Below are 11,312 nucleotides of genomic sequence, written 5' to 3' on the forward strand. Positions count from 1 at the left end.
ACACGTAAAGGAAATATCATGCATATCGAACCCGGCGTCGTCGACGGCGCCAAACTGGCCTTTGCCGCCGTCACCGCGGCAGGCGCCGCCGGCTATACCGCCAAGCTCGCCGCAGAGGACGCGGCGCGCAGCAACCTCGTTTCGCTTGCCGCGCGCACGCTGATGGCCGCCGTGGGCACCTTCGTCTTCTTCGAGGTGCTGCCGCACTTCCCGGTGGGTGTCTCTGAGGTGCATTTCATCCTCGGCTCGACGCTCTTCCTGCTGCTCGGCGCCGCACCCGCCGCGATGGGTCTGGCGCTGGGTCTGCTTGTTCAGGGGCTGTTCTTCGCGCCCAGCGACCTGCCGATGTACTTCGTCAATGTCACCACGCTTCTGGTGCCGCTCTTCGCAACCGCGGCGCTCGCCCGTCGTGTGGTGCCCGCGGACACGGCCTATGTGGACCTGCGCTATGCCGACGTGCTGAAGCTCTCGGGTGTGTTCCAGGCCGGGGTCGTCGCCTGGGTCACCTTCTGGGTCTTCTACGGCCAGGGTATCTCGGCCGAGACCTTCGGCGCGGTGCTGACCTTCGGCGGCGCCTACATGCTGGTGCTGCTGATCGAGCCGCTGGCCGATCTCGCCGCGCTCGCCGCCGCGAAATCGCTGCGCGACACCGGGCTCGGCCGGCTCTTCGCGCCAAGGCTCTATACCGCCTGACCAGGCGCCCGGTCCCCAGAACGGGGCCGGGCACCCACCGCAAGGAAAGCTCCATGATCCAGGACCTCTGGCTTGTCGGCATCGGCACCGGCAGCCCCGGCCATGTGACCCTCGAGGGGGTACAGGCGCTGCGCGACGCGGCCGTCATCCTGCTGCCGCTGAAGGGCGAGGCGAAAGACGACCTCCGGGCGCTGCGCCAGGTGATCCTCGAGGCCGCGGGCACAAACGCCGAGATCCGCACCTTCACCTACCCCGTGCGCGATCCGACGCTCCCCTATGCCGAGCGCGTCGCCGCCTGGCACGACGAGATCGCCCGGCGCTGGATCGCGGCGCTGCACGGCGCGCCGGAGGGGCCGGTCGCCTTGCTGGTCTGGGGGGATCCGGCTCTCTACGACAGCACGCTGCGCATCGCCGGGCGCCTCCAGCCGCCCCCAAGGCTGCGGGTGGTCCCCGGCATCACCGCGATCCAGGCGCTGACCGCCGCCCATGCGATCCCGCTCAACAGCGTGAACGGCGCGGTGAAACTCACCACCGGGCGGCGCCTCCGCGCGCGGGGCTGGCCCGCGGGCGAGGAGACCGTGGTGGTGATGCTCGACGGGGAATGCAGCTTCGCGGGGCTCCCTGCCGAGGGACTGCACATCTGGTGGGGCGCCTACCTCGGCAGCCCGGCGCAGATCCTCCGCTCCGGCCCGCTGGCCGAGGTCGCGCAGGAGATCATCGCCCTGCGGCAGACGGCGCGGGCCAAGCATGGCTGGATCATGGACACCTACCTGCTGCGCCGTGCCTCCACGGACGGCGCAGACTGACGCCTGCGTGTCCGACGACCGGATCCCGGCCCTTCGTCCCCGGAAGCCCGAAACGAAAAGCCTTGGTGCCGGAAAGCACCAAGGCGAAAGGTTCTCAAATGAGCTGCGGCGCCACCACTCACGGATACTCGTCAAAAAGGCACTCTTGACCTAACGCCACGTCGGTTGCGTAGCACGGAGCTCACCTGACTCCAAGAGATTATCAAATTGATAAAGTTAACTGGGCGGCGACCTGTGACATTTCTTGACCCCATGGCCGCGCTGCGCAAAGACTTGCTGCCATGAACAAACTCAGCTCCATCCTTCAGCTTCGCGAGATGCTGCGCCAGCTCGAACGCGATGTCGGTCTCGAAGATCTCAGCCGCCTGGAACGCGACGTGCTCCTTGCCGCGCATGGACTTTGCGAGCGGCCCGGCGACGTGATCAGCTCCGAGCAGATCCGCGACCATGCGCTGGTCCGCTCCTCCGCGCAGGCGACCTTCTACCGGGCCATCCGCACCCTTCTCGACCGCGGGCTCCTGGAACGGGCGGCGGACACCAAGGCGCGGGCCTACGTCGTGCGGAGCGACCTTGTCGGCGCGCCGCTGCCGCTGAGCTGAGCCCCTGCCCCGCGCGCGCCCGACATGACGGTCCTGCAGAACTTCTCCGTGGTGATCCTGGCCTATGTCCTCGCACACGGCCTGACCGCGCTTCTGATCACCCCGATGCAGTCGCGGCTCATGCCGGAGCTCACCATCTTTGCCAGCCTGGCCTACCTGCCGCATGGCGTGCGGGTGCTCTCGACCTGGCTGCTCGGCAAGCGGGCCTTCTTGCCGCTGTTTCTGGGCGCCTTCCTGTCGGAGGCCCTCTTCACGCCGGCGGAGATCAGCACCCCGACCCAGCCGCTGATCCTGCTGTCCATCGCCGTGGGGGCGGCCTCGGCGCCCCTCGCCTTCGAGGCCATGGCGCTGGCCGGGCGGCGCGTCTACGCCGGTCAGCGGGCGCAAATTCACTGGAAGTGGCTGCTGCTGGCAGGGGCGCTGGCCTCGGTGATCAACTCCGCGGGCCAGTCGCTGGTGTTCTCGGGGCATATCCTGCCCGACGACTCGGTGGCGGTCGTGGCGATCTACGCGGTGGGCGACTTGATCGGGCTGATCGCCACCACGCTGGCGCTGATGCTGGTCTTCCGCTGGATCCGCCTGTTCCTGAACCGCGCGCGTTAGACCCGCAGCGCCGGAAGGCCCACCCCGGTCGACTGGAAGCCGCCGTCCGAGGCAATAGTCTGCCCGGTCACGTAGCTCGCCTTGTCCGAGCAGAGGAAGACGATCACCGAGGCGATCTCATCCTCCGAGCCATAGCGATTGAGCGGGATGGCGTCGTGATAGGCCGCGATGATCTCGGGCGAATGCACCGCCATGGCCAGCTTGGTGCGCACCGGACCCGGCGCCACGCAGTTGGCGCGGATGCCGTATTCGCCCAGCTCCGCCGCCTGCTGCTGGGTGAGCTGGATCACCCCGGCCTTCGAGGTGCCATAGGCCACCCGCAGCGTCGAGGCACGCAGGCCCGAGATCGACGCGATGTTGACGATGGCGCCCTGCACCTGCTTGAGGTGCGGGATCGCCGCCTGCGAGCAGAGGAAGACGCCGTCGAGATTGGTCGCCATGACGGTACGCCAGCGCTCAAAGGTGGTCTCTTCGATGGGGCCGAAATCCGCGACCCCGGCGTTGTTCACCAGCGCGTCGATGCGGCCGAAAGCTTCGGCCACCTCGGCGATCATCGCCGCCACCTGGTCCGGCTGCGAGACGTCGCAGACCACCGGCAGCACGTTGTCGAGCTGCCCGGCCTCCGCCATCAGCACCTCGGCGTCCCGGTCGATCATCGCCACGCGGCGACCCTCGGAAAGGAATTGCTTGGTGGTCGCAAGCCCGATGCCGCGCGCGGCGCCGGTGACGATGGCTGTCTTCTGGGTCATAAAGGACTCCTCAGTTGGCGGGGCCGAGCAGGCCGAGGGAAAGCTGCGGGAAGGCACCGATCACCGCCAGCCCGATCAGGCACACCAGCAGGAAGGGCATGGCGCCGCGAGCGACGCGCTCGATCGGCAGGCGGGTGACATTGGCGGCCACATAGAGGTTGATGCCGACCGGCGGGGTGATCAGCCCGATGGCGAGGTTCACCATCACCAGCACGCCGAACCAGACCGGATCCCAGCCCAGCTCGCGCACCACCGGCATGAAGATCGGCAGGCAGATGAACATCACCGTCACCGCATCCATGAACATGCCGGCGATCAGCAGGATCAGCATGATGACCAGCAGGATCACCCCCTCGTTGCCGGAAAGGCCGAGCAGGGCGCCCGAGTAGCTGCCGACCAGATCCTCGACCGTCACCACCCAGCCGAAAAGGCTGGCATAGGCGACCACGAGCATCACCGTGGCCGAAGAGGCGGCGGCGTTGGACAGCGAATTGTAGAGCCCGTCTAGGGTGAGCGTGCGGTAGATCAGCCCGCCCACCAGCAGCGCGTAGACCGTGGCGACCAGCGCGGCCTCGGTGGGGGTGAAGACGCCCGAGTAGATGCCGCCGAGGATGACGACGGGGGTCATCAGCCCCCAGAAGCTGTCCTTGAACGACAGCCACAGGCGCTGCCCATAGGGCTTGTCCGCATGCGGCATCGGGCTCAGCTTTTCCAGCGCGGCGGCGCGACCGGATTGCGGCTTGGCGAAGGGCAGCGTGAGCAGCATCATCACGCCCATGAACAGCCCGGGCAGGATGGCGGCGAGGAAGAGATGCGAGATCGAGGTCTCGGCGATCACCCCGTAGATGACCAGCCCGATCGACGGCGGGATGACGATCGACAACGCCGCGCCGGTGCAGACCAGACCCGCGGCATAGGCCTTGGGATAACCGTCTTCTTCCATGCCCTTGATGATCATCGGCCCGATCGCGGCGACCGAGGCCGGGCCGGAGCCGCTCACCGCGCCCCAGAAGAGGCACACGGTTGTGCCGACGACACTCATGCCGCCTGGGGTTGCACCGATCAGCACGCGGAAGAAGCGGATCATCCGCTCCGCGATGCCAAGCGAGCCCATCAGCGTACCGGCAAGGATGAAGAACGGAATGGCCAGCAGCGAGAACTTGGTGATGCCGGTGGCAATGAGATCGCCCGCCAGCTCCAGCCCGAAACCGATCTGCCACATGGCGTAGATCGCCGACAGGCCCAGCGAGAAGGCCACCGGCACGCGCAGCGCCAGCAGGAGGAAGAACAGGATCACCATCTCGGTGCCCGCGGGCAGGCCGGGGAAGAGATCATACATCGGGGATCACCTCGTTGTCCTCGCCGGTGCGCCAGACCACCCAGGCGTGTTGCAGGTAGCGGATCAGCACCAGCGCGAAGCCGAAGGGCACCGCGGCCTGATAGTACCACGCCGGGATCTGCAGCCCGTAGGAGCGCATGCCATTGTCCATGAGGTTGGCCACCGCCTGCCACGAGAACCACGCCGAGAGCACCAGCAGCAGCGCCGAGGCCAGCACCGAGAACGCGAACACGACCCGCCGCGCCGGGCGCGGCAGCATGTCGTGCACCAGCCCCACCGCCAGATGCTCGCCGCGCCGCGCGGCGATGGCCGCGCCGAAGATGGTCAGCAGCAGGAAGCCGTTGGTCAGCAGCTCTTCGGTGGCGGCCAGCGAGTAATGCGTGCCGTAGCGCACCACCACATTGGCAAAGCCGAGAAAGGTCATGGCCAGGAAGAGCACCGCGCAGATGATCTTCTCGGCCTCGCGCAGGATGAAGGCCATTGCCCCTCCCTTGTCAGCAGGCGTGGGTCAGGACGAAAGGCGTGTCCCCGCGGGGACACGCCGTTTTCGGAGGGTTACTTCGCGCCGTCGATGGCGGTCTGGAAGCTTTGCACCAGCTCGGGGCCGACCTTGGCCGCCCATTCGTCGAAGGCGGGCTGGGTGGCTTCCTTGAAGGCCGCGAGTTCCTCGGCGGAGGGCTCGTAGACCTCCATGCCCTTCTCGCGCAGGAAGTCGATGCCCGAGGCGGTGGCCTCGCGGCTGATCTCGCGCTGGTAGCTCATCGCCTCTTCGGCGGCGCTCTTCAGCTTGGCCTGGGTGTCTGCATCGTAGCTGTCCCACTTCTTCTGGCTGATGCCGATGAAGATCGGATCATAGGAATAGTGCCAGGTGGTCAGATACTTCTGCACTTCGTAGACCTGCTGCGGGATGATCACCGCACCGATCGGGTTTTCCTGCCCGTCGACCACGCCCTGCTGCAGCGCGGTCAGGGTCTCGCCCCACTGCATCTGCTGCGGGTTGGCGCCGAGCGCATTCATCACGTCGATGTACATCGGGCCGGCGACCCGCATGTTGAGGCCCTTCATGTCCTCGGGGGACTTCACCGGACGGGTGTTGTTGGTCACCTCGCGGAAGCCGTTCTCGCCCCAGGCCAGCACGACGATGCCCTTGCCCTTGAGGATCTCGGCCAACTTGGCGCCGGGCTCGCCCTGGGTGGTCGCATCGACCTGGTCGTAATCGGCATAGAGGTAGGGCAGCGAGAAGGCCGCCATCTCCGGCACCAGCGGGGTCACGTTGATCGCCGAGGTCACCACGAGATCGAGCGCCCCGCGGCCGACCATCTCGGCCTGGCGCATCTGGTCGCCGCCGGCGAGCTGGGCGTTCGGGAAGACGCGCACGGTGATGTCGCCATCGGTGGCTTCCGAGAGCAGCTCGGCGAACTTGTCGGCGCCCTTCTGCCAGGTGGTGGTGTCGCCGGTGTTGTGCGACAGGCGCAGGGTCTCGGCGGCAGCGGCGCCGACCATCAGTGCGCCGGCGAGCACGGTTGCGAGGGCGGTGGTGCCCAGTTTCGCGAAAGTCATTCTGTCCTCCCAGGAGTCTCGGGCCGCCCTCGGCCCCGCCCTGCGCGACCTCCCTGCCCCGCACGACGATCCACATCATGGAACAGTTTCATTGCCACGGACAAGAACAACTTGCAATATTCTGAAAGGATCAAAATATTACGGGGCAACTTTTCTAAGTCCCGCGGGAGGAGATGGACCTAGATGGTCCATATTATGGAACACACAAGGGACGGCAGCACCCCCGGCAGTCTCGCCGGCAGCCAGAGCGTCGACCGCGCGCTGGCGCTTCTCGGCATGGTCGGACGCCGCCCGCTCGAGGGCGCAAGCCTGGGTGAGCTGGTCGCGGAGTCGGGGCTCAACAAACCCACCGTGCGGCGGCTGATGCTGGCGCTGATCCGCAACGGCATGGTCGAGCAGAACGAGGCGACGCGGCGCTATTTCCTGGGCGAGGAATCCTACATTCTCGGGACTTTCGCGGCGCATCGGCACGGGCTGCTGGAACTCTCCTTCGAACCCCTGTCGCGACTGGCGCAGCAGACCGGGGACGCCGCCTTCCTGTCGGTCCGGCGCGGCTTCTCGGCGCTCTGCCTGCACCGCGAGGAGGGCACCTACCCGATCCGCACATACGCGCTGATGACCGGGCGGCTGCACCCGCTGGGGGTCGGCGCGGGGTCGCTGGCGATGCTCTCGGCCCTGCCCGACGCCGAGGTCGAGGCGGCGCTGGCCGCCAATGCCGCGCGACTCGAGGCCGACTACCCCGGCCTGCCGCCCGCGCAGATTCGTGCCCGCGTCGCCGAGACCCGGGCGCAGGGCTACGCGCTGAACCCGGGTCTGGTGTTTCCCGACTCGTGGGGACTTGGCGTGGCGCTGCGTCGTCCGGACGGTGCGCTGGCCGGCGCGCTGTCGCTGGCCGCCATCGAAAGCCGCATGCAGCAGCCGCGCCGCGAGGAGCTCGTGGCACAGCTGCAGGCCGCGGCGCAGGAGATCGAACAGACACTCGCGCAGCTCTACGCCGCGCGCACCCGCATTTGAGGAGGACATGATGCAAGACCCACAGATCGTCGGCTGGGGCCACACACCCTTTGGCAAGTCCGAGCACCCGGACACTGAAAGCTTGATGGCCGCCGCCGTGAGCGAGGCGCTGGAGCACGCCGGGATCACCCCCGAGGATGTCGACGGGCTCTTCGTCGGAGTGTTCAACAACGGGTTCTCGCAGCAGGATTTCCAGGGCGCGCTGGTCGCCATGGGCGATGAACGCTTTGCCCACACCCCCGCCACGCGCTATGAGAACGCCTGCGCCACCGGCTCGGCCGCCCTGCACGGCGCGATGGATTTCATCGCCGCCGGACGCGGCCGCATCGCGCTGGTGGTGGGCGCCGAGAAGATGACCGCGACCCCGACGGCCGAGGTCGGCGACATCCTCCTTGGCGCCAGCTACTGCAAGGAAGAGGCGGACATCAGCGGCGGGTTCGCCGGGCTCTTCGGGCAGATCGCCGGCAGCTACTTCCAGCGCTACGGCGACAAGAGCGAAGAGCTGGCGATGATCGCCGCCAAGAACCACGCCAACGGCATGGCCAACCCGCTGGCGCACATGCGCAAGGATTTCGGCACCGCCTTTTGCAACACCGTCTCCGAGAAGAACCCGATCGTCGCGGGGCCGCTGCGGCGCACCGATTGCTCGCTGGTCTCGGACGGGGCGGCGGTGCTGGTGCTGGCCGATGCCGACACCGCGGCCGGGATGCAGCGCGCCATCGCCTTCCGCGCGCGCAGCCACGTCAACGAGATCATGGCGCTGTCGCGCCGCGACGTGCTGGAATTCGCCGGGGCCCGCCGGGCGTGGCAGCAGGCCTTCGAGACCTCGGGGCTGAGCCTCGACGATCTGTCGCTGGTCGAGACCCACGACTGTTTCACCATCGCCGAGATGCTGGAATACGAGGCCATGGGCCTTGCCGAGCGCGGCCAGGGCGGGCGGGTGATCCGCGAGGGGATCACCGCCAAGGACGGCAGGCTGCCGGTCAACGCCTCGGGGGGGCTCAAGTCCAAGGGCCACCCGATCGGCGCCACCGGCGTGTCGCTGCACGTCATGGCGGCGATGCAGCTTGCCGGCGAGGCGGGCGAGATGCAGATCCCCGGCGCAGAGATCGCGGGCGTGTTCAACATGGGCGGCGCAGCGGTGACCAACTACGTGTCGATCCTGGAGCGGGTGAAATGACCATCGACCTCTCCGGTGGCCTGCCCCCCGTGTCCACGCGGGTGATGAACCTTGCCAACTTCCTCACCGAGAGCGCCCGCCGCCACCCCGATGAGATCGGCTTCGTCTGGGGCGAGCGGACCTGGACCTGGGCCGAGATGGAGGCGCGCTCCGCCGCCTTTGCCGCCGCGCTGCAGGGCCGGTTCGGTCTGCAGAAGGGCGACCGGCTGCTGGTGCAATCGGCCAACAACAACCAGATGTTCGAGGCGATGTTCGCCTGCTGGCGCATCGGCGCGGTCTGGGTGCCCGCCAACTTCCGCCAGTCGCCCGAGGACATTGCCTTTCTGGCTCAAAGCTCGCAGGCCAAGGGCATGCTCTGCGAGGCCGCCTTCCCCGAGCATGCCGCCGCCTGCGACGGCCTCGGCTTCGTGATCGGCATCGGCGAGGGTCTGGGGGAGAGCTACGAGGCGCTGGTGGCCGCCCACCTCGGCCAGCGCCCGCCGCAGGCGGCGGTCCAGCGCGACGATCCCTGCTGGTTCTTCTTCACCTCCGGCACCACGGGGCGGCCCAAGGCGGCGGTGCTGACCCATGGGCAGATGGCCTTTGTCGTCACCAACCACCTGTGCGACCTGATGCCCGGTACCGGGCCGGAGGACGCCTCGATCGTCGTCGCGCCGCTGTCGCATGGTGCGGGCATCCACCAGCTGGCGCAGGTGGCGCATGGGGTGAAAACGATCCTGCCCGCCGGGGCCAAGTTCGACCCTGACGAGATCTGGGGACTGGTGGCCAAGTGGAAGGTCACGAACCTTTTCACCGTGCCCACCATCGTCAAGTTGCTGGTCGAACACCCCTCGGTCGCCGAGCACGATCATGCGAGCCTGCGCTACATGATCTATGCCGGCGCTCCGATGTACCGCGCCGACCAGATCCGCGCGCTGCAGGTGCTGGGGCCGAAGCTGGTGCAGTACTTCGGCCTCGGCGAGGTCACCGGCAATATCACCGTGCTGCCGCCCGCGCATCACTCGGCGGAGGATGGCGCGATGCGCATCGGCTCCTGCGGCTTTGCCCGGACCGGCATGCAGGTGCAGATCCAGGACGCCGAGGGGAATGAGGTCGTTCCGGGCGAGACCGGCGAGATCGCGGTGATCGGCCCCGCCGTCTTTGCCGGCTATTTCGACAACCCCGAGGCCAATGCCAAGAGCTTCCGGGGTGGATGGTTCCTCACCGGCGATCTGGGGCACATGGACGCCGAGGGGTTCGTCTACCTGACAGGGCGCGCCTCGGACATGTACATCTCGGGCGGCTCGAACATCTACCCGCGCGAACTCGAGGAGAAGATCCTGCTCCATCCCGAGATCTCGGAGGTCGCCGTGCTGGGCATGCCCGACCCGGTCTGGGGCGAGATCGGCGTCGCGGTCTGCGTGGGGCGCGGCGCGGGGTTGACCCCCGAGGCGCTGCTGGGCTGGCTGACCCCGAAGATCGCCCGCTACAAGCTGCCCCGCCACGTGGTCTTCTGGGAGGAGATGCCGAAAAGCGCCTATGGCAAGATCACCAAGAAGATGATCCGCGAGGCGCTGGTCGCGCGCGGCGACCTGCCGACGGCGGGGGCGGGCGCCCCGGAGCGGAACCCGGAGAGGAGCCCGGCGCCATGACCCTCCGGCAGCAGCTCGCGCACCCGGGCCCCCGGGCGTCCGGGCGCTTCACCGCCCTGCCCTGCCGTGCCCAGAAGCTGGAGCTGCGCCTCGCCGCGGGGCTCACCGTCGAGCAGGCGGTGGTGCAGGCGCTTGCCGAGGCGGGTTTCTCGGCCGGTTACCTGCGGCTGACCGAGGCCGCCTTCGCGCGGCTCGCCTATGTCATCCCTGCCCCCGCCCCCGGAGACGGGCGCGCCGCCTGGTACAGCAAGACCCATGTGCTCGACGGCGCCCTGCTCAGCGAGGCCGGGCTGCACCTGGGGGTGAAGGACGGCGCGCCCTTCGTGCATTGCCACGGGCTCTGGTCCGGCCAGGACGGGCAGCCGCGGATGGGCCACCTCCTGGCGCAGCAGTCGACCCTTGCCGAAGACGTGCTGGTGCACGGCTGGGGCCTCACCGGTGCCACGCTGAGCGTCGCGGCGGACCCGGAGACCGGCTTCGATCTCTTTTCCCCCACGGCGGTGGGCGCGCCCGGAGAGGGGCGTCCCGCCCTGCTCTGCACCCTGCGCCCGAACGAGGACCCCCACGCGCTGCTGCCGCAGGCTGGTGCCCCGCTTGGCCAGGCCCGGATCGAGGGCATCGGCAGCCTCGTGCACAGCCGCTTCGAACACGATGAGCTCGAGAGCTACGCCACCGAGGTGCTGCTGCGCGCCGGGCGGCTGACCGGCGACAGCGTGATCCTCAACGTCGCCTCGGTCGGCTTTGACGGCAGGCCGGTGTCCGGCGTCCTGCGCCCGCATGACAACCAGATCTGCATCACCGCGGAACTCCTGCTGATCGGGGAATAGCCGGGCTGCGGGCGGGGGCCCGCGCCGGGCCCCGCGCGACTTTCCAAATACGCCTGCCCAGACGCAAACGCCCGCGCCGCCGGTCGGGCAGCGCGGGCGCGTCTCGGGTGCGGCGCGGCTTACGTCAGATCGCCGGGCAGCAGCGCGTCGGGCAGGTTCTGGTAGCTCACCGGGCGCAGGAAGCGGCGGATCGAGAGGGTGCCCACCGAGGTGGCGCCGAAGTTGGTCGAGGCCGGGTAAGGCCCGCCGTGGACCATCGCGTCGCAGACCTCGACGCCGGTCGGGAACCCGTTGACCAGCAGCCGGCCGGC

The 11,312-nt window shown here is 68.4% G+C and carries 12 protein-coding genes and 1 pseudogene; 8 read left to right on the forward strand and 5 right to left on the reverse strand.

All coding sequences use genetic code 11. From position 1 onward, the window contains the following. The first annotated feature begins 18 nt into the window (after positions 1 to 18). The 4 genes from G0D83_RS04460 to G0D83_RS04475 all read left to right on the forward strand — a co-directional run bounded on the left by G0D83_RS04460 (position 19) and on the right by G0D83_RS04475 (position 2,701). Complete coding sequence (locus G0D83_RS04460) at positions 19 to 693, forward strand: energy-coupling factor ABC transporter permease (protein ID WP_164189916.1); 675 nt, start codon at positions 19 to 21, stop codon at positions 691 to 693. A 53-nt stretch (positions 694 to 746) separates the two neighbouring features. Then, positions 747 to 1,499: a precorrin-6A synthase (deacetylating) gene (cobF, locus tag G0D83_RS04465; protein ID WP_164189918.1), complete on the forward strand. Its 753-nt coding sequence runs from the start codon at positions 747 to 749 to the stop codon at positions 1,497 to 1,499. Positions 1,500 to 1,780: 281 nt separating this feature from the next. Then, a complete protein-coding gene (locus tag G0D83_RS04470) occupies positions 1,781 to 2,098 on the forward strand; it encodes a hypothetical protein (protein ID WP_164189921.1) in 318 nt (105 codons plus the stop codon). Positions 2,099 to 2,122: 24 nt separating this feature from the next. Then, positions 2,123 to 2,701: a hypothetical protein gene (locus tag G0D83_RS04475; RefSeq protein ID WP_164189923.1), complete on the forward strand. Its 579-nt coding sequence runs from the start codon at positions 2,123 to 2,125 to the stop codon at positions 2,699 to 2,701. Here G0D83_RS04475 and G0D83_RS04480 read toward each other — a convergent pair. From G0D83_RS04480 to G0D83_RS04495, 4 genes are all read right to left on the reverse strand, one after another. Continuing rightward, positions 2,698 to 3,450 (reverse strand): SDR family NAD(P)-dependent oxidoreductase, encoded by a 753-nt coding sequence (locus G0D83_RS04480; RefSeq protein ID WP_164189925.1) that lies wholly within the window; start codon positions 3,448 to 3,450, stop codon positions 2,698 to 2,700. The two genes, G0D83_RS04475 and G0D83_RS04480, sit on opposite strands and share 4 nt — an antisense overlap. A gap of 10 nt (positions 3,451 to 3,460) precedes the next feature. Next, positions 3,461 to 4,789 carry a TRAP transporter large permease gene (locus G0D83_RS04485; RefSeq protein ID WP_164189928.1) on the reverse strand — a complete coding sequence of 443 codons (1,329 nt, stop codon included), beginning with the start codon at positions 4,787 to 4,789 and terminating at the stop codon, positions 3,461 to 3,463. Then, positions 4,782 to 5,270 carry a TRAP transporter small permease gene (locus tag G0D83_RS04490; protein WP_164189930.1) on the reverse strand — a complete coding sequence of 163 codons (489 nt, stop codon included), beginning with the start codon at positions 5,268 to 5,270 and terminating at the stop codon, positions 4,782 to 4,784. Before G0D83_RS04490 ends, G0D83_RS04485 begins: the two co-directional genes overlap by 8 nt. A 74-nt stretch (positions 5,271 to 5,344) precedes the next feature. Next, on the reverse strand, positions 5,345 to 6,349 hold the full coding sequence (locus G0D83_RS04495; protein ID WP_164189932.1) for a DctP family TRAP transporter solute-binding subunit: 1,005 nt from the start codon (positions 6,347 to 6,349) through the stop codon (positions 5,345 to 5,347). A gap of 183 nt (positions 6,350 to 6,532) precedes the next feature. Here G0D83_RS04495 and G0D83_RS04500 point away from each other — a divergent pair, with 183 nt between their 5' ends. From G0D83_RS04500 to G0D83_RS04515, 4 genes are read left to right on the forward strand one after another with little or no spacing between them, the layout of a single operon-like run. Beyond that, on the forward strand, positions 6,533 to 7,363 hold the full coding sequence (locus G0D83_RS04500; protein WP_164189935.1) for an IclR family transcriptional regulator: 831 nt from the start codon (positions 6,533 to 6,535) through the stop codon (positions 7,361 to 7,363). A gap of 10 nt (positions 7,364 to 7,373) precedes the next feature. Continuing rightward, complete coding sequence (locus G0D83_RS04505) at positions 7,374 to 8,543, forward strand: acetyl-CoA acetyltransferase (protein ID WP_164189937.1); 1,170 nt, start codon at positions 7,374 to 7,376, stop codon at positions 8,541 to 8,543. After that, positions 8,540 to 10,174, forward strand: coding sequence for an acyl-CoA synthetase (locus G0D83_RS04510; protein WP_164189939.1), 1,635 nt, complete (start codon positions 8,540 to 8,542; stop codon positions 10,172 to 10,174). Before G0D83_RS04505 ends, G0D83_RS04510 begins: the two co-directional genes overlap by 4 nt. Continuing rightward, a complete protein-coding gene (locus G0D83_RS04515) occupies positions 10,171 to 11,001 on the forward strand; it encodes a DUF296 domain-containing protein (RefSeq protein ID WP_164189941.1) in 831 nt (276 codons plus the stop codon). Before G0D83_RS04510 ends, G0D83_RS04515 begins: the two co-directional genes overlap by 4 nt. Positions 11,002 to 11,120: 119 nt before the next feature. Here G0D83_RS04515 and G0D83_RS04520 read toward each other — a convergent pair. After that, positions 11,121 to 11,312 (reverse strand): annotated as a pseudogene (locus tag G0D83_RS04520) (aldehyde dehydrogenase); the annotation flags it as partial.

Source organism: Salipiger sp. PrR003 (genome assembly GCF_010500785.1).
Classification (GTDB): Bacteria; Pseudomonadota; Alphaproteobacteria; order Rhodobacterales; family Rhodobacteraceae; genus Salipiger; species Salipiger pacificus_A.